Below are 19,133 nucleotides of genomic sequence, written 5' to 3'. Positions count from 1 at the left end.
CGAATATTAATGTATTATTTTTTACCCGCTTACAACGGTAATTGCGCTCAGGCAGTGCTGTCTGCGATCGCGTACAACTGTGAAGTCGGTAGTTTTTCAGTATCCATCCCTCTCAATATTGGTTTCTTTTATTAACGATAATATATCTTTAGGGGGATGATATACGCCAAATAGCGTAGTATCGAGAAACTTTGTCAAAGTTTTACGGTAGCTTTAAAATTCATACGCAAATACTTAAACCCCTCTCTTTTGAGGAGAAGGGCTAATGTTTTTCCCCTTCCCGGAACCGGAAGGGGTTAGGCGTTAGATACTAAATCGTCACAAAAGTGCTGGAAGCGTAGCTTTGGAGAGTAGCAGCATTAACATTATTCAAAGCTGCTAAAACCTCACCATTCGAGTTATTAGTAATCACAGTTTGACTGCTTCTTTGTGTAATCAACAACTGACCCAAACTCAAACCGCCAGCTAAACCAATGAAGTCACTACCAATTTGAAAGTCTTGGATGATGTCAGTGCCTTCGCCTCTGGCAAGGACAAAGGTATCGCGTCCAGTACCACCCGTAACAAGATCATTGCCTAAGCCGCCTCTGAGAAGGTCATTGCCAGAATCGCCGAAAATTAGATCGTTTCCTGACTCGCCGTAGAGGAAATCATTGCCATCGTTGCCATAGATGCGATCGCTTCCCGTACCGCCATAAATAAAGTCATCGCCACCCGCAACCAAGTTATTGCTGATATCGCCAATTAGGGTGTCGTTGCCATCATCACCGTAAATTTGGTCGTTTCCTAGTCCAGCGGAAATGGTGTCATTTCCACCGAAACCATAGATGCGATCGCTTTGAGTGGTTCCCACCAATGTTTCAGAAACTGATGTGCCGTTAATCACGTTAAATTCAGCTGTATCGTTGTCCGCGTTTCTAACAGCGACATTAACCGGGTTAAGTCGGTTGTATTTGCTATCAGCGCTGACGGCTGGTTTAGTGAGTATCTTGTAAGCGATGTTACCATCAACAACTGCATCATCCACACCCGTAACAGTCACAGTTTGGGCAATATTCCAATTGTTCGGGGTGAAGGTGAGGCTAGAGGTGGAAATGCCTTCGGTGGTATCAGAACTGACTAAACCAAGGGTGACATTAGCTGTGGGTTGGCTATTGAGTTTCACAGTGAAGCTGGCTTGGCCACCCGCTTCGGTGGTTTGTAGTCGCCTCGCTGGGGTGATGGTAAAGCCAGCAATGTCATTGTCGATATTGGTGACAGCGACATCGTTAGGGTTAAGGTTGTTGTATTTACTATCAGTGCTGACTACTGGGGCAGTGATAATGCTGTAAGGAATATTGCCATCAGCGATCGCATCATCAACACCAGTGACGGTTACAGTCTGGGCGATACTCCAATTATTGGCACTGAAAGTGAGGCTAGATGCCGAAACTTTGCCTTCGGTTGTGTCAGAACTGGTTAAACCAATTGTGACATCAGCAGTGGGGGCGCTATTCAATTTTACGGTGAAGGTGGCTTTTCCTCCGGCTTCGGTAGTGTTACCGCTAATCGGGGAAATGGTGAAGCCAGCCGCGTCGTTGTCGATGATAGTGCCGATACCCTGGTTATCGGCAATTGTGGCATTGATTGGGTTGGAAAGGTTGACAAAAAAGCTTTCATTTGCTTCACTCACCAATTCACCAACAACCGGAACGCTGATGGTTTGAGTGGTGACTCCAGCGTTGAAGGTTAAGGTGCCATTGGTAGTAGTGTAGTCACTACTAGCGATCGCGGTATTATTAGCTGTGGCGTAGTTGATGCTGACAGGTAAGCTGCTGGGGTTGGAGAGGCTAACAGTGAAGATGGCATTAACAGTGCCGTCGTTGCCTTCAGTGATGCTGACATCATCAATGCTAATTTGCGGTTGATTGTCATCATTAGTAATCGTACCAACTCCCGTGTTATCAGCAATGGTGGCATTAGTCGCACCACTGAGATTCACGTTAAAGGTTTCATTTGTCTCAAATTTATTATCACCCTTAATAGCAACAGTGATGGTTTGGGTTGTTTCTCCAGGGTTGAAGGTGATGGGTGTTGATGTAACGCTGGTATAATCGCCATCAACTGTGGTAGCTGTACTGTCAGATGTGGCGTAATTTACCGTGACAGTTTCGCTACTTGCATTAGAAAGGCTAATAGTAAACGTAGCGTTAGTTGTGTCGCTATTTCCTTCGGTTACGCTGACATCATCAATGCTAATTTGCGGTTTGTCATCATTAGTAATCGTTACCTGTGCTATAGCTGTAGTAATCGTAGAACTTTCTGGGGCAGCCGTCAGGTTAGGATTACTCAGAGTGACAGAAATATCTTCATTAAGTTCAAATGTCGTGTCACCCAAGACATCCAACGTAATCGTCTTTGTCGCCTCACCAGCAGCAAAATTAATAGTGCCAGAAAGAGCAGTTCCCCCACCACTCACCAGAATATTGTTATAGTCAGTGCCAGAAGTAGCAGTCCCACCAATTGCATAATCAACGGTACTGGCTACCCCAATTCCGCCGTTGCGCGTGACAGTAAAGGTAACGGTTTGCTTACCAGTGTCACCTTCCTTTAAAGTTGGGGAAGCAGTAGTAATCGCGTATTGAATCGTGTCGTTGGATGCGATCGCTACCGTAGCATTATTCTTAGCAGCATCAATGGTGTAACCTGCACCCGTTGCCAAGTTTAGCCGCAGCGTTTCCGCTAACTCTGGCAAAGTATCATCAACAGCAGTAAGAGTAACATTGACAAAACTCTGCCCATCCGGAATCACCACGGACAAACCGCCGCTACTGAGATTGTAGTCGCTTGCGATCGCAGTGCTGCTACCATCAACAGCAAGATATACTGTCAAATCGCCCGTTGTACCAGTACGAGTAATCTGGTAGATGCCTGTATCTGTGCCTGATTCAGCAGCAGTAGCATCTATAGCATTGATACTGACGAGTGTAGTAACGGGTACTCCGGGGGAAAACTCGGAGGTGTTGTTGGAATTGGCTGCTGTTGCGGTAATAAAGTTACCCAACGCCACCGTCGCCAAATTAGCTGTAAAGCTGCCATTGCCACTGGCATCAGTCGTTACATTGGTAAAGCCAAGGAATGTTTTACCCTCACCATTGCCAGACCCATCTAAGGCTGTGTTAGAGAAAAATTCCAGCCTGAATGTAGCGTTGGGGTTGCTGTTGAACGTTCCTGTAACTGTTGTGTTGACACCATTGGCAGTTGCAGCAGTAAGTAGGGGGTAATTCTGAAGGTTGTTCGCCCCCGTGTCACCATCACCGACATCATTAGCGGTTACGCCGATATTGCCAAGATCAATTCCTAAGCTAGTGTTGGAGAAGATGGAGTTTCCAAGGATACCATTGCCAATGCCGGAACTAACCAACACCCCTTGCTGACCATTAAAAGCGATCGCGTTCCCAGTTCCTGCTGCTGTCCCGCCAATGGTGTTATCGTTAGCGTCGGTAAGCCATACTCCCCGGAAGGTATTGCCCAAAGCGCTGCTGCCATCGGCATTGGTGCCGATGTAGTTACCTAATACCTGAGTTCCCGTAGCGGTGTTGCCTGTAATCCAGATACCGTTACTGTTATTACCAGAAATAACATTACCTGCGCCTACCGTTGATCCGCCGATAATGTTATTGGGTGCGTATTGAATTTCTACACCATTCAGAGTGTTGCCTAAGTCGGCACTACCAGCAGCATTCGTGCCAATGTAGTTACCTAATACCTGGTTTCCGCTGGAACCGACTTGGCTAATGCTGACACCATTCTGATTATTGCCGGAGATAACGTTACGTGCGCCTGTTGTCGTCCCGCCAATGATGTTGTTATTTCCTTGGATGGTTATACCGTCAGCAGAATTACCCAAGTCAACATTACCAGTAACATCAGTCCCGATGTAGTTACCTTGGATTTGATTCCCGCTACCAGTGACGAAGAGACCGACACTGTTACCGGAAATAATGTTGCGCGTACCTGCCGTCGTTCCCCCGATGATATTGTTAGAGGAACCGTTGATAAACACGCCCCAGCGGGAGTTACCTGCTACTGCATTACCCGCTGCATTAGTCCCAATAAAGTTGCCTGCAATAACATTGTTGCCGCCACCGCTTAACTCAATGCCATCTTGAAAGCGGTTGATTATTAAGCCGCGTACTGTACTATCTCCGGCAGTAATTGTCAGTCCAGTACCCGTGCCGCTTCCAGTTAATTGAATAATAGGAGTACCAGAAAATCCAGGCTGAGTAGTGCCGTCAATAATTACCGAGTTGTTGATGGTAGGTAAAGCTGACAGGGGTGTTATTGTTTGTAAGCCGGTGCCAATCTGAAAACCGATGGTATTGGTTCCACTAAAGGCGTTGGCGTTGATAATTGCTTGTCGTAGCGAACCTTCGCCGCTATCGTTAGTGTTAATTACTACCGTGTCATTTTGCTGGATGGTGACAGTTGCGGTATTTTGGGAAGAGGCGATCGCATACGCCCCATCAGCTACTAAATCTAACTTTAGTGTTTCAGCTGCCTCCGCTTGGATGTCGTCAACTGCGCTAAGAGTAATATTGAAAGACGGTTGTCCATCTAATAAAGTGACGGTGGCAATTCCATTCGAGATAGCGATCGCATTGCCGTTACTATCTGTTAAGGTATAGTCCCCGCTGCTGGCAATGTTGTTACTGACGGCAAATTTAACAGTTAAATTGCCCGTGGTGTTGCCAGTACGCGTAATTTGGTAAGTTCCAGTATTTGCGCCCGCTTCTGCTGCATCAGCATCTATCGCTTGGATGCTAACTGTCGGCGTTCCGGGGTTGACGGTAATTTGAAAGGTTTGCACTACTGAGGTATCGACACCACCGTTAGCAGTGCCGCCGTTATCCTTGACTTGGACTTGAACTGTCGCTGTAGTAGCTGTACCAATTGTTGCAGTAGGAGTATAAGTAAGATTGCCTGTCAGGGGGTCAATTGTCGGCGGAGTGGCAAAAATACCAGGGTTGCTAGTGACGTTAACTATGTAACTATCGACGCTTTGAGTTGATTCCGTTGCACCAGGATTGAACTTGCTTGCCCATCCAGCTACAGTTTGTAATCCAGAGCCGGCGATCGCATTTTGATTTCCTCCAGCCACGAACGTCGGCGCATCGTTGATTGGGTTAACTGTAATTGTGGCTGTCTCGCTGGCACTGCTAAATGGTGTCGTACCTCCATTTACTGAGGCGTTTACCCCAGTAGTACCGCTAACAATCCCATCCGTCCCATCCCAAGCGCGGAAGGTAATATTTGGCGTGGTGCCGTTGTAGTCGGCGTTGGGTACGAAGCGGATTCTTGGTTCTGCTGCCTGAACTGCAACCCGTGTCAAGTCGAAACTAGCAGAGGCACTTGTGGTGTCGTCGCCTAAAAAGATAAAGTTAGGAGTTTCGTAAGGGTCTATAGATCCCACAAAGGCGGTGTAGTCCCGTAGCAAGCCACTCAGAATTTGCGTACCGTTAGCGTAAAGCGTGTAGTTGTTGCCTAGAACCGACAGGGAATAGTCCTTTAAAGTCGTGGTGCTGCCAAAATAGCGCTCGGCAGAATTGACAGTGTGGGTGAAAATTGAACCATTACCAGGCGTAACACCATCATCCTGCACCCAGATTTCATTATCCCAAAAGCCAATTTCTATACCTTTCTGACCGTCTGAGCTAATAGCGATGATGCTGAAACCAGCTCGATCTGCAATAGAATCTTGACTGGGGTTTTTTTGTGCGCTGGCAGGGCTATGATCCTCAGTGTTGATTTTGACACTGAAGTTGATGGTGTAGCCTTTGGTTCGGTCAAGGGTAAAGGACGATGTAGTGTAGCCAGTATATATGTTGCTATTGGCAAGGCTAGTGAGAGTAGTCGCACCACTACCCACAGTTTGAATGGCACCGCTAAGATTCGCAAACGTTAGCCTTTGACTGCTTGGTGCAGTACCTACTTGACTTGTATACAAGGTTGTCCAACCCAACACTGTTGCGTTGGTATCCGACACTGCACCAAACTTTGTCCAATTGCTACCGCCGTCAAGTGAGTATTGCCAGATGCCGTTGCTGTTATCTACCCCCGTTACGGCAATTCCTTGCGGGTCATTATTAACATCTGTGACTAAGCCACTAATTAGATCAAAGAGCTTAGTGCCGATGTTGTTAGGGTCGGGTATATCCTCATTAATAGCTGGCAGCGTCACAGAGCCAGCGTTATTCAGCACTGGTGCAGCATAGTAACTGCCCAAACCGTTGAATGTATTAACAAGAAATCCTTGCCATTCAGCGCTGGGGTTAAAGGCATCATTCGGATTTATATCCCCAGCCGTTACACTTCGATTTCGAGTCAGCGTGTTGTCTTGCGTACTGGTAAGCCCAGTACCCCACTCTGTGCCTGGGTCTACGCCAATCTGACCAATTACGTCAATAATGGTTGTATTTTTACGCAGCACAATGGCATCGTCGCCGTTGTACCAATTAAATTGATTGGTATCCAGCTGGTCAGCTTGGGCAATGATAGCTGGATTAGTACCGTTATTGAGTGCAAAGACAAAGACATCGCTATTTGCTACGGTTCCAGTCAGGTTGAAAGTATGAATAGGTGTAGGGCTACCGTTGGAATAAATGTCTATGGCATAACCTGCTGCTGCCAGGTCAATTGCCGCCCCAGTGCCGTTGTAGATTTCGAGTGCTTTGTTGTTACTGCTACCCTCGACATACTCAGAAAAATATAGGTCTGCCATAATTTATACTTCTCAATAAATTCTCACTAAGTAACAAATCAACACTGGGACGCGATCGCATCCCTAAATTTTGTTTAACCTTGCCAAAATTTCCCCAATGTGCAACAAGCAAGTTAAATGAGGAATTTCGGCAGCTTCAGTTCTATAATTCCCAAAAATTTCTATAAATCACGATTTTTAGGTTGATAAATGAATTTTTCCAGGGAAAGCCTACTTGGACAAGCTTTTAGGCTTTTTCGTCAATCTCCAACCCTGATACAAGATAGGTTTTCGGCGGTTGCAGCAAAGATGGCTCAAAAGCGCGATCGCATATCTTGAATTTTCTGCACCAGTGTCCTCTTTATAAATATGCCAATCTTAAGATAGATGAAAAATTTTGCTTATAAAAAAGTAAAAATTTTATATAAAATAAACACTAGCTTCATACTCGCTTCATATAGGATTGCTATAGACAGTGGAAAAACACCTGATAACGGGCAAGTGATAATACTTAAATAGGTAGTGGTAAACAGGTAGTGATATTCAATGCTCAAAGCCTTGTACAGTAGGGGGTGAAAGTAGATTTATCACTACTTCTATACCACTACCCTTAAATAATGGTTGGAATGGTCATAGTATTTCCCAGTCAAAAACTGGCTCTTGGAGTACAAGAGCTAGTAAATCAGACGCAGTTCGGTGACTGCTGCATTCGGTGCTGATATTGAACAGGTTATTTCCGAAGCACGAGGCGCATTAACAGCAAAACTATCTCAATTATCAGGAGTTGGGAGTTGGGAGTCCGCAGTTAAAACTCAAGCATCAGTAGTTGAAACTAAAGGGGATGCTCCCATTTTCTCCTTTCTCTTTTTGGCTCAATTCAAGAGTGGTTCATTTTTTATCCAAAAGCTTAAAAATTACTTTTCAGACTAGCTTCACCTCGACGATAAATTTCTCTAGCATAATCAGTCCAAACCCCTTGACCCCAATAACGAAAACAGCTTGTTTGCAATAAAAGATTATTCATCAAGGCTTCCCGATACCGAGATTCCTGAGTAACACCTTCTTTCATCTCAACCTTTTCGTGAAACAAAGCACTAAGCTGATTCATCGGAGTCAAGACATTTTCATATCCCTTCACCCAACTCAAGTTATTAGTCCAAGAAGCACCATCCATGTGAAAATTTGAGTTTATTTGCTTCAATTCTTCAATCGCATTTGCTACAGCTTCCGGAGTGTAATTATCTGCTACTCGTTCCCAAATTTGGTGCTGACCAATTGGCTGACAAGTTGGATAATCATCAGGCGTACAACCAGCAGCCTCAATTAATTCTAAATATTCCGTCCCCGTCATCCCCACAGTACCCGTCCCGCTCATTTCATACCAAGCTTTCTTAAAGGCGCTGGGAAATTCATTCATCATCACGCCGCCATTTTCTCCATCTCCAATCTGAGTTACAATTGGCGGCACAGAAACCTTACCTAATTGCTGTCGAGATAGAGTTTTTGCCTCATAATAAGGCTGCATTTGTCCCACCAATTTTGTATCCGAACCTTGAGTTTTAATTAATGCCGTAATGCTCAAAGTTTCTCCTTTGGAATTACGAGCAACTAGACGGTGAGGCAAATGTTTGTATTGCAGAGATTGACCTGTTAAACTCTCAACAGAATGCTCTTGAACCATCAGCCATTTGTATCCGCATTCTTTGAGCGCCTTCACAAATTCAAAGAAAGTATCTGGATGATTTGGCAAGTGCATTTCTGGTGGAGAAAATCCTTTCACCCGCGCCAGTGCATCCCAACCAAAAATCGCTGCGAAATAATGTTGCCAAGCTTGAATATGTAACTTGATATCTGGAATTGGCGTAGAAGGAACAACCGCATGACTCCACATTGTACCAAGCCATTCTACATAAGGCTGGTAGGTTGGATCTATGGTAATGCGCTTCAGATTTTCTAAGACATCTCTGCGTCCCATTTGTCCCAGTCCCCAGAGAAGATTTCCGGAGTAATCTAGCATGACGCGAGGATTGCAACCATTGGCGACAAGTTCAGGAATAAAATCTCCCATGCGACTATAACAATAGGCGAATGGTTCTGCATTATGGTTGTCTCCCTCTTGGGGATGCTCAAACATATATTGCAGGTTGCTCTGGAATTCGCCATTGGAGCCTGCGGGGATGGTAGGCTGGTGCATATGGAGCGCGATCGCAAACCCTGCCGAAATATCTTCTAAACGCAGATTAGTAGTTTGCAAAAATACAGGTTCATTGCGGTTCACTACCAAATTAACCTCTTTTTCCCACCCAGAAATATTCGGCAATCCATCAATAATTTCTGGCAAAACGGGAAGCGTTACTTTAGGCGATGAAGAAAGCATTTTTTTAGCAGAATTGTAATAATCCTGCAATGATTGGGTTTAGAATAAATCCGAGCAGAGAATATTTCTAATTCTACTCAAAACGCAATATATTGCGTCGCTACGTTTCCAAAGTTTCCAGCAGTTTTTGGCTTGTGGATTGAGTCATAAGACAAGAAGATGCTTAAAAGAGCATACAACAACTATCGTGACACAGGTTTTTCAAATTAATAGTAGCGATCGCTCCCGCTTAATCGATTCAACTACTCGGTTTCAATCAGAACTGTAACAGCGGCAACAGCGATGAGCATTTCGTCATTTTTATCATTAAGGGAGGGAATTGCTCTACCTTGAACGACCATTCCGCCGGACTCGACGGTGAGAGTTTTGCGACCGAAAGGTAACACGGCTAAAACCTCTGCTTCCCGCACTTGCTCCGGGTAAGGTACTGCAACTTGTACTTCAACTATCATTTGATCCGGGTCGCTTAAACCTGCAACTTCCCAGACACCAGGCAAAGCATTGTGCGCGATCGCATTCCTTACAGCCCTTGCTGCGGCAACAGTCGGTTCCTGTCCGTGCTGATCTATCCCCATGCCCATCTCGATAATCAAGCGTTTACGAGCCACAGCTACCCCTCTGACGACACTTTATTTTCTGACTTTTTAGCGGAATCTAATTGTAAAACAGCGGATGCGCGGCTTGTCCTACTCGCGCCTTATCCTTGCCGCAGTCACAGACGAGGCTAATCAGTCTCAAATAGGACTGTAACAGGAACAAGCATTTCATTATTAAATAAGTTTACCAGCCTAATGTAAATCACAACAAGCTTTTAAAGTACAAAAAATCCACACTGTTTTTGATATTTGCTGGGGTTCGCTCTCCCACGGTTTCTACCTATAATTATTCTTAAACAACGGTATATGAAAGCTGTTCTAACTCGAGCAGCAGCTTTTCTTTAATTGGTTTGGTGACAAGAAGCTGGTGTTTCAAGTCTCCCCACTTGCCGCCAGACTGGGTTTTGTACATAGTTAAAGATTCAGGTATTTGTCTTGACACAAGCACTCGTACCGGAGAAAGTTGACCTAGAAGCCGAGCTTTTTTATAGTGGTGCGACCGCATCAAAGCATCATCTAGTTGTCGCGCGATCGCATCAGCAGGTTGCTTGGCTGTGTCGAGTAAAAGAATATAATGTTCCTGTGGGAAAGTTGCAGGAACTAAGCTTTTAAAAAACGTTCCTTCTAGCGGTAAACTATCGATAATTTCGCGCACGAATTCAGAATGAAGTTTCTCGCCAACTAAATCGCTTATCTCCTCACTTCGTCCGAGAAATTCCAGGCAAGGTGTATTTTTGTAAAAATGGGTGACGCGGACGCGATCGCCTATCCGATAACGATACAAACCCCCCTTTTGCGAAATAATAATCTTATAGACGTTCCCCATCTCAAGTTCGTGCAGGCGGTGGATATTCCCTTTTTCATCCGCAAACTCAAAAAACACCTCATCGATTAGCGGAACGCATCCCTGGGCCGCAATTAGGGGAATTGTTATTGGCGCTTCAGTTGCTAGCAACCCTTTTCCTTGGATCGTGACACCAGGAAAGAGCGATCGCAAAAATCCTGCACCATCCGCAGCATTAGCACTATCCCAGCAGGATATCAGCTTGAGTTCTCGCCAAAGCTTTGTCCAGGGTATTTCTGGTTTTAAAAGTAACTTTTGACGTTCTGCTGATAGCTTATTGCCGAGTTCAGAAACAAGCCGTTTCTGATGTTCTTGGATATAGTCTAGGTGAACTTTTAGAAAACTTGGACTCCAAATTGAGATAATTTCTAGGTTCTCCTCAAGTAGCAAAGTTTGAGAAAGTTTATTTTTGAACTCTTCTGGATTGCGGAGGCTATTTATTCCGGGAGACAAAACTAAAAAAGGACTCAGAAACTGTCTCAACCATCCATCTAAATATTCCGAATCATCCTTCAGTCCAACTTTCACTCCTGACTCTGTGGTAGCATCATTTCCAAGCTGAGGAGAAATACAAAAGTATATCTTGCCAGTGGAAAATTTTGGCCCATGCTGAATTAGGTCATACGCCCAAACACAGAACATATGATTAAATGAAGATCGCAGAGATTGTGTGTAAGGAATCCATTTAGCTGCGCCGCTACTTCCGGAAGTCTTCTCGTAAAAAAGTATGGGATCAGATGTAAGAATTGGAGCTTTAGTTTGTTTCTGTTTCTCAACCCATTCCTGAATATCTTGATATTCAACAATAGGAATGCGGTGCCAATCAGCAATAGAGTTGATACCTAAAGATTTGCCATATTCGCTCTTGGCAAGACGGTATACAATCTCTTGTTGAACAGATTGCTGCATTTTTTGAGGATTATCTAGTGCGTGAAGAAATTTTTGAGCAGCAGGAGCGAGAAGGTTTCCGAAGAGGTTGATAATATGGTGCATCATAATCAGGAATAAACCGTAAAGAACAGGTTAAAAGTAGGTTTCGTTACCCAGACAATTTTTCAATAAGTTCTAATCTTTGGAAAACTTTTTGTTTGGATATAAATGAGTAGCAACTGGCACATAGGTTGCGTCTTCAACTGCGACTCCGGGCCCAACATGATTCCAAGCTCCTAAAAATACGTTGGTGCCAATTTTTACTTTCTTTACATACAGCATTAAGTCATTTTTTTTGGGTTTTATGATGTGCGAATAAATTCCAATTCCGTGTCCGAAAATTACGCGATCGCCTATTTCAACTAATCCGCGATCTGAGATTTCTAGTTGTGGTGTCCAGTAAACGCTTTTACCGACTTTTGCACCCCAGAGGCGGAGCCAAATGGAAAATGCACCAGGAATTAAGCGAAGCAATGTTTCTAGTGCAGGAAAGGCAATGTATATAACTTGGATTTGGTGACTTCCCCACCAAGGTGAATACTCTTTTGTGCCTAGATAGCTAATACCTTCTTTGATTGGGTAAAAAAGCCCATGAATCCGATATACCAAAAGTGGGAATCCGTACAGAGAAAAAAGCAAAGTTAAGATGCTGAAGATTCCTGGTGAGAAACAAACCCAGAGAAAAGACGAAACAGCTAGCAAGATGATTATGGCGGGGAAAAATGAAAGTATTACGCTGAGAAAAGTCATTTAATTTGGGATTTATAGAGTGACGCAATATTCGTATAATATGCGTTACGGTTTAATGCTTAACGCAACCTATTTTTTATATTTTTACTCTGTCCTTGAAAAGGGATAAAATAATTTTTGGCTTAAACTTAAATTAGTTTTAATCCCTAAAGATTTCGGGGCCTTATCACATTTATAATAAGTACCGTGTATCAGATCCCAAAACTTTAAATTTGCTCCATAATTCCCGCTAAAGTTTTCACTCGCATGATGCCAAGCATGATCCTGAGGTAAGATGAGTAAAATCGACAGCCAGCGATAAAGGGCGGAGTTTGGTTTGGGTGTTGTTGTGCTGTGTCGCCATAAGTCCAAAGCTGAACTGAGGCTAATACCTGCAATATACCAGGTGGGATCTTGTAGTAGATAAATAAACAAAGCGTGAACCCACAAGTAGATAATTAAAAAACTTGTCCACAGGGTATTTCTAGAGGTAGAAAGAACATTCATTTCGGTGCTGGTATGATGTACCAGATGCAAATTCCATAGCCATCGGCTATGCAGCAGGCGATGGTTCCAGTAGTAGAGGTAATCTACAACAACGAAGCTAAGGAAAAATGCTGTGACTGGAGGCAATGCAAATAAAGCGCGATCGCTCGGTAAAATATAGTGGTAAAGTTGGTAAACTACTGTACCTTGCAAAATGGGTATGAGAATGCCCTGAAAAAACAAACCAACGACATCCAGAGCCCACTCTTCAAAATTTCTCGATCGGAGTGCTGTTAAACTGCGGTTATTAGTAGCAGTCAGCGTCATCAAAATCACAAATGCAGCGAAAACTCCCATAAAAAAGGTAATTGGTGAATTTTGGAATCTTAACTAACAACTTTGAATTCTTCGCCTCAACAATCTTTAAACCCAAAAATTTACTTTAACTGCCTTATCAGATAGCGTTCTAGGATCTTCGCCAGATGCAATCTTATTCCGGATAGATTCAACAAAAAGGTGGATTGTATCAGCGGGAGTATTGGCAAACTGAGTGCCATATTTTTCAATTACATCCTGTTGAATACCCAAAATTTCTACATCTTGACGGATAATGTATTGTGCAGTCCAACGCACAAAAGGACGAGCAATTTTGCTCCAGATTCCGTAGTTGAAAGTCACGTCTGTATAAACGAGAGTCGAGTCTTCTGCTTCGGGTACAGACTGACTGGTAATAAAAAGCCTTCTTCTTGGCCCCATGTCGTACTCTACACTGGTGACATTCGGCATATGAAAGCTATCTGTGTGTCGAATTTCGTAACCACCTCGGTTTAAAAAACGGCTATACCAGCCGAGGTTAGTAGTTTCATTTCGGTATTCAGCAAAAACTGATCCATTGCGTCTCTCTACGGTCATTTCTAACTTTGAACAGCGAGGCGTGCGAAATACCCCAGGATGAACAGAAACAGTGTGAGGAATATCAATAAAGTTCTCCGCACAGTTAGTAACATTGTTCCGGAAGCGGTTAATTACCCGCACCGTTTGCCATCCAGGTTTATCATAGTAAGGCATTGCAAAAGGCTCAAATTCCTCTTCTGGATTCTGCACCAGCCTTACATACACGTATCCATCCTGCTCTTTTGTGTCATAATTCTGCGTGCGACGAGCATTAGTAGCCTTAAAATTTTCTCCCTCGGCGGGAACAGCTACCACCTTGCCAGTTTTGTCGTAAAGCCAGCCGTGATAGGGACACTGAATTTTTCCCTGACAGATATTTCCCCGCGAGAGACGGCTGTTTCTGTGCATACAGCGATCGCGTAGTGCAACAGGTTTTCCCTCTTCATCTCGAAAAATTGCCAGCCATTCACCCAGAACTGTGCGTTCCAGCACAGTATTAGATGTCAGATGTTCGCTGAGTGCGACAACGTACCAAAAATCTTCAAATTTCACTGTTTTTCACAATAAATCAAAAATTAAAAAAGTGTCTTGTAAATTTTTAATTTTTAATTTTGGATTTTTAATTTACAAGAGTGCGATCGCAATATCGTTCGTCAAATTCAGTTGACAAGCTAACCTTGCTCGAATATCACCCGGAGCCAAAATTTCCAAAACCTCCTTTTCTTCTTTACTTGGAGGAGGAATATCACCTTCTACAACTACAAGACAAGTCCCACAAACTCCGGTACGGCAGCCAAAAAGTACCGGGGAATTTTGCACCGTCAGATGTTCCGAAAGATTCTCATTTTTTTCCAGAGTTAGCGGTGCATAATTTGTCCCTGGAAAACTAACTACACAACGTGGATAACTCATTGCTTTTAGTTGATTGCTAATTCTAGAATTGGTTTCTTTACCTCAACTCAACCACCACATCTTTTTTATAATTTCTTTCCTCTACCTTTTCCGTGACTCTGTGCTTCCTTTAAATTAATTATTACAAAAATACTTTGGGTTACTTATTTACTGTGTGTCAGTTAATTTTCTTGACCATACCGAAGGTTCAAGTTGATTAACATATTGCATATACTTTACTAAAGGCGTATCAATAGCCAGCAACACATTCGGATTAAACCGAATATTGTCATATATTTTTCCATCCTCACCACGCAAAGCGTAGTATCCCAACCTGGTGAAAAAAAGTAATAGTCGCGTCATAAACCAGCCGAAAAGCCCTTTTCTCTTCTCAGCTACATACATCGGCTGAATGCAAGTTCTGCCAGGTTCTACAGGCGTATAAGCGTAAATCATGTGCAGTGAGGGAAAAAGCCTCACATTTTTCATGGTTGTCAAAAGTCCTATACAGCCATCTGCATACCTCATGCAATATTCATACTTATCGCCCAAAATTTTTCCTGCAATACGTTCTCGGCGCGTGGTTTTGGGCAACTCGCCTTTGAGTGTAAAATCAATCAACGTGCCAGATTTATTTTCATTTAAAGATAGTTCCATTTTGATGTCTACTTTGTGGACTGTTTGCAGATGTTGAGCATCAATTCCGTTTATCATGCAAATGTGATGGTGACAACTGCGCTCAAAGGCTTTGTCATGTATGGTTACAATTGATTTGCCTTTGAGTTCCTCGAATTCTGCTACGCCTTCGGGAGCTTTAGCATCTGGATAAACCCAAATTAGATCGTATTTTTCTTCGGTAACATAAGATTGAAGACGGGCTTTTTCAGGAATGGTTGCTTCACAAGGGATATCCTTGCAGTTACCTTCGCCATCAAATGCCCAATGATGGAAAAAGCAGCGAATCAAATTCCCATCTACTCGTCCAATTCCTAAGTCAGTTCCTATGTGCGGACAATAGGCATCTAAGGCACGAACTTTTCCGTCTTGTCCTCGAAATATTACTATTCTTTGTCCGCAAAGTTCTAAAGATTTTGCTTTTAAGAGGGGAAGTTCTCTGCTAGGACACGCTATGTACCAGCCTTTGGCAATAATGTCCCAGTTGTTAAAGATTTTCATCTTTAACAGTGGTTGGGTGTTTTGGTTTTGTAGCTGGTTCATAAGGAAAAAACCGCACAGGCGCAGAGAACGCAGAGGAGAAACGAGAAACCTGCTTACCAGTTACCAATTGCCTTTTTTTGGGTGGCGAGGTATTTGGGGATGGAATTGGCAGACATGATAGACATTTCTTTGTTAGTTTTCCAAGTGTAGTTAATTTTTTCGAGGTATACTTTGTATGATTCGATGGCTTCTTTGTGGGTTTCGTAGCTGCGATTTAAGCCTTCGGATTCTTGGGTGAAGCATTTTTGGATCATTTCTTTAGCTTCGCGATCGCTCATCCCAAAAACACGCGATCGCATCACTTCGTAAATCGCTGGGTATAAGGCAGGATCGTACCAAAATATACCATTGATTGCTGCTGAGAAGTGATAATGATCTTTCTGACAACCACGTATCCCTAAGTTCGCCACAAAACTTTCAAAAGCTGTCGGCGATTTCAGGCAATTTATTACATCATGGGAGAGGATGGTAGAGCTGTTAAAATGAAAGCTCTCATCCATGAAGTGATAGTAGGAAATCTTTGCGGGAATAGGAGCTTTTTCTTGGTTGGGATGTTTTTGATAGTAATTGCTGAGTTTGTGCTGCACTAGCTTACCGTTTAACGTCCGCACACCCCGTACCGTAAAGTATTGGCAAGCCAGAAAGGTGTTTCCCGCACTAAGGAGTCCGAAGCACTGAAGTTGAAGTTTTTTCCACCATGCTTTTAAAGCGTTGGTGTCAGCAAAAATCATCGTCTCCGTAAAAGGCCCGCGCATCGGGTAGCTGAAAACTCGCTTTCCAAAAAGGGCAGCTTCTACCTGAGTAGAAATTGTTTTAAAGGCGTTTATGTGAGCGCGTTCTTGCCCAGATTCAAGATCCAGAATATCGCAGACTAAACGAAAGTCTTCTTGAGCATATAATCCGGCGGCGCTAGTTTGATTAAAGTAGATTGTAGCAATTTCGGCAGAGATAATTTGCGAGTAATATGCAACCCAATAAAGTTGATTTAAAATTATCCTCTGACTTGCGCTAGATTGTTCCCATAAGGGAGTACCGTAAAGTAAGGAAAATTCCTCTGGGTTCCAGTATTCATCTTGGCAATCTTCATAGCGGAAAGACGCTGCTGCTTCGTCTAATAACTGGGTATGATCTTGTTGCTTGCAGCGGGTGTAATTAATCTGAAGCTTCCGGTAAACTTTTTCGTTTTCTAGAAGTGTATTGCTTTTGGGTTCTTGGATTGTTGAAGTCATACAAATTTTTTACAAGTTAAAAACCTAACCCGTTAAGAGCAAGGGTAGGGGAAACCGGATGTGAAAAACCTAACCCCCTAGCCCCTTCCAGGGAAGGGGAACCGGGCTTTTATTTCCTCTTTTTTCCTTTTCTCTCCCCTCGTAGGGGAGGGGTTTCTTAGTGAAAAATGTAAATTCATACACATTTTTCTGGGGGAAAAGGTAAAAATGCTCCCCGTTCCTCTAGTTCTTGAACAATAATTCCGGCTTTTGGATCTCGCATCAGGGATCGCAGGAAATTAAGACGAGTACCGCTATGAGTTTCTGTGTCAATTTCCGAGAAAATCCTCACTTTCTGCTGGCGAGACAAATGACCTTTAACTTTTTCTACTGCGGCGACAACACTCTGAGGGCCTACCTGGATCATCTGCAAAAATAGTGCAAGACTCTCAATTATTACCTCTCGACTTGTTTCTGAAACTTGCCTTTGATTAAACAAATTGACGGCGGTACTATGATGACGTGCTTCATCTTGCAGGAACTGATTTAAAATTTTACTCAAATGAGGATTTAAACAATCCTTGGAAAGGTTTTTGTAATGGCTTAAACCCCACCCTTCCAGTACAACTTGAATCACAAATAAGAGAACTGTTTTATCCTCGGTTTCCACCAAGTCTCCAAGGAAGCGTAAGAAGGCGTTATCTGTTCCGACAGGCTCCTGAATAGGCAGGAAGCTGCTAATCTGGGAAAGGTGCGTTACTTCGTCGGCGCTGAAGAGTCCGTATAGCATACGTTCCTCAGTGGTTTCTGCAAGCAGCACCATTTTCGCCATGTAACCTACGCCAGCTTTCTCCACAAAGTAGGCTTCTTCTAACAGTCCGCAACTGCATAGTCGCAGAATTTCTGCTTGCTCCTCAACGCTAGAATCTTGGAAAATATTTACTTTCTGAAGACCGAAATAATGAGCATCCCAATATTGATAACTGTCGTATGGGGATACTGAATGATTGCCCAAACGACTTTTCAAAGCACCTGATAATATGCGACGCAGCTTGTCCTCAGAGTAAACATGGGGTAAGTCAAACCCAGCAGTTGCGATTTTAAAGCGATTTCTGGGGAAATTGATTCTTCCCAAAACATCGCGTGATTTTGGATTATTCACTCTGCTTCCCACTTTCCCCAAGCGATCGCGTTCTGTTTCTCAACGTGCTGAATAAACTGAATAATCGAAATATCCGCCTTAGTCGGAGTCTGAAAATCAAACTTAATCGTCTGAAAAACCTGAGTATCACCTTTGGCGAAATAATTCCCTACCATCTTCGTCAACCACAGCACAACTCGATTGAAAACCCATCCTAATATACCCGGCCGCTTCTTAGTAATCAGGATAGTTTTACCTTCGGCTTTTCCTCCTTCAAGCAAGCGCAAAGCAAACATAATATGAAAGTGAAGAAAATCTGGGCCTACGGTGACTGTACCAGTGCTTCCATACCAGTAACACATACTATAAGTTACTTCTTTTTTATAAAACGGGCGGATTAACTTTATAAAAAAAGAATCTTCGCCGCCGCGAGTAGTATTGCTGAAAGTTATGGCATTTTCGTTAATATCATTTTTCTCAAAAACGATTTTTAAGGGTAAATTGTGAACTGTGTTGAAATGCTGCGCGTCGATAGCATTAATCATCACAACATTGGGGTGACAGTTCTTTACAAAACTCGATGCGATCGCGCTATCGCATTCATCATCTTCCAGTTCCGGAACAAAAGGCAAAGGGTGTTTGGGAGTTTCCCCAGTCCAGACCCAAATCATGCCGTATTTTTCCCCCGTATGCCACGTCCGCACTCTTACATCTAGCGGTTTTTCCAGACATGGAATGTCTACGCACGTCCCCGCTTCGTCAAACTTCCAGTTATGAAATAAACAGCGGATGCTATTACCTTCAACCGTTCCTTCCGCCAAGTGTGCGCCCATGTGGGGACAGTACGCATCGAGTGCGATCGCTTTCCCATCTTTTCCCCGATAAATCGCTAGTTCCCTTCCCATCAGGGTTACAGGTTTTACCTCACCCACCCTAAGCTGATGAGAAGGTATCGCCCAATACCACCCTTCAATAAAGCAGTCTGGATTATTGAAAGTCTTGGATTTGCGAAGCGAACTAGAAGCCTTGGAATTGAGATTTACCATCATTTATATACTTAGCCAAATTGAAACCCGCAAG

General features: G+C 43.5%; 12 protein-coding genes. All 12 read right to left on the bottom strand.

Features of this window, described 5'->3' with window-relative positions:
• Nucleotides 1–310: 310 nt before the first annotated feature.
• Complete coding sequence (locus H6F63_RS22685; protein WP_190639672.1) at nt 311–6,760, bottom strand: Calx-beta domain-containing protein; 6,450 nt, start codon at nt 6,758–6,760, stop codon at nt 311–313.
• A gap of 886 nt (nt 6,761–7,646) precedes the next feature.
• The gene (locus tag H6F63_RS22680) at nt 7,647–9,116 is read right to left on the bottom strand and encodes a glycosyl hydrolase family 57 (RefSeq protein ID WP_190639671.1); all 1,470 of its coding nucleotides are present in this window, start codon (nt 9,114–9,116) and stop codon (nt 7,647–7,649) included.
• Between the two features lie 242 nt (nt 9,117–9,358).
• Complete coding sequence (locus H6F63_RS22675) at nt 9,359–9,724, bottom strand: Lin0512 family protein (RefSeq protein WP_190420735.1); 366 nt, start codon at nt 9,722–9,724, stop codon at nt 9,359–9,361.
• Nucleotides 9,725–10,004: 280 nt separating this feature from the next.
• Entirely contained in the window at nt 10,005–11,549 is a 1,545-nt protein-coding gene (locus tag H6F63_RS22670; protein ID WP_190639736.1) for a GH3 auxin-responsive promoter family protein, read from the bottom strand.
• 72 nt (nt 11,550–11,621) lie between these two features.
• The gene (locus tag H6F63_RS22665; protein WP_190639670.1) at nt 11,622–12,236 is read right to left on the bottom strand and encodes an acyl transferase; all 615 of its coding nucleotides are present in this window, start codon (nt 12,234–12,236) and stop codon (nt 11,622–11,624) included.
• A gap of 84 nt (nt 12,237–12,320) precedes the next feature.
• Complete coding sequence (locus H6F63_RS22660) at nt 12,321–13,058, bottom strand: sterol desaturase family protein (protein ID WP_190639669.1); 738 nt, start codon at nt 13,056–13,058, stop codon at nt 12,321–12,323.
• A 66-nt stretch (nt 13,059–13,124) separates the two neighbouring features.
• Nucleotides 13,125–14,147 carry a Rieske 2Fe-2S domain-containing protein gene (locus H6F63_RS31170; RefSeq protein WP_190639668.1) on the bottom strand — a complete coding sequence of 341 codons (1,023 nt, stop codon included), beginning with the start codon at nt 14,145–14,147 and terminating at the stop codon, nt 13,125–13,127.
• Between the two features lie 72 nt (nt 14,148–14,219).
• Nucleotides 14,220–14,507 (bottom strand): 2Fe-2S iron-sulfur cluster-binding protein, encoded by a 288-nt coding sequence (locus H6F63_RS22650; protein ID WP_190639667.1) that lies wholly within the window; start codon nt 14,505–14,507, stop codon nt 14,220–14,222.
• A gap of 147 nt (nt 14,508–14,654) precedes the next feature.
• Nucleotides 14,655–15,704: an aromatic ring-hydroxylating dioxygenase subunit alpha gene (locus tag H6F63_RS22645; RefSeq protein WP_242020048.1), complete on the bottom strand. Its 1,050-nt coding sequence runs from the start codon at nt 15,702–15,704 to the stop codon at nt 14,655–14,657.
• Between the two features lie 53 nt (nt 15,705–15,757).
• Nucleotides 15,758–16,933 (bottom strand): P-aminobenzoate N-oxygenase AurF, encoded by a 1,176-nt coding sequence (locus H6F63_RS22640; RefSeq protein ID WP_190639666.1) that lies wholly within the window; start codon nt 16,931–16,933, stop codon nt 15,758–15,760.
• A 175-nt stretch (nt 16,934–17,108) separates the two neighbouring features.
• Nucleotides 17,109–18,074, bottom strand: coding sequence for a ferritin-like domain-containing protein (locus H6F63_RS22635; RefSeq protein ID WP_199298222.1), 966 nt, complete (start codon nt 18,072–18,074; stop codon nt 17,109–17,111).
• Nucleotides 18,071–19,102 carry an aromatic ring-hydroxylating dioxygenase subunit alpha gene (locus H6F63_RS22630; protein WP_199298221.1) on the bottom strand — a complete coding sequence of 344 codons (1,032 nt, stop codon included), beginning with the start codon at nt 19,100–19,102 and terminating at the stop codon, nt 18,071–18,073. The genes H6F63_RS22635 and H6F63_RS22630 overlap by 4 nt, the downstream gene beginning before the upstream one ends.
• Between the last annotated feature and the right edge of the window lie 31 nt (nt 19,103–19,133).

The sequence above is a fragment of the Trichocoleus sp. FACHB-40 genome (genome assembly GCF_014695915.1).
Classification (GTDB): Bacteria; Cyanobacteriota; Cyanobacteriia; order Cyanobacteriales; family FACHB-T130; genus Funiculus; species Funiculus sociatus.
This window is presented reverse-complemented; position numbering and strand designations above follow the sequence as displayed.

Excerpts from the sequence above, each read along its gene's own strand:
- H6F63_RS22685 (WP_190639672.1), bottom strand. The coding sequence starts at position 6,760 with ATGGCAGACCTATATTTTTCTGAGTATGTCGAGGGTAGCAGTAACAAC.
- H6F63_RS22680 (WP_190639671.1), bottom strand. The coding sequence starts at position 9,116 with ATGCTTTCTTCATCGCCTAAAGTAACGCTTCCCGTTTTGCCAGAAATT.
- H6F63_RS22670 (WP_190639736.1), bottom strand. The coding sequence starts at position 11,549 with ATGCACCATATTATCAACCTCTTCGGAAACCTTCTCGCTCCTGCTGCT.
- H6F63_RS22665 (WP_190639670.1), bottom strand. The coding sequence starts at position 12,236 with ATGACTTTTCTCAGCGTAATACTTTCATTTTTCCCCGCCATAATCATC.
- H6F63_RS22660 (WP_190639669.1), bottom strand. The coding sequence starts at position 13,058 with ATGGGAGTTTTCGCTGCATTTGTGATTTTGATGACGCTGACTGCTACT.
- H6F63_RS22650 (WP_190639667.1), bottom strand. The coding sequence starts at position 14,507 with ATGAGTTATCCACGTTGTGTAGTTAGTTTTCCAGGGACAAATTATGCA.
- H6F63_RS22645 (WP_242020048.1), bottom strand. The coding sequence starts at position 15,704 with ATGAACCAGCTACAAAACCAAAACACCCAACCACTGTTAAAGATGAAA.
- H6F63_RS22640 (WP_190639666.1), bottom strand. The coding sequence starts at position 16,933 with ATGACTTCAACAATCCAAGAACCCAAAAGCAATACACTTCTAGAAAAC.
- H6F63_RS22630 (WP_199298221.1), bottom strand. The coding sequence starts at position 19,102 with ATGATGGTAAATCTCAATTCCAAGGCTTCTAGTTCGCTTCGCAAATCC.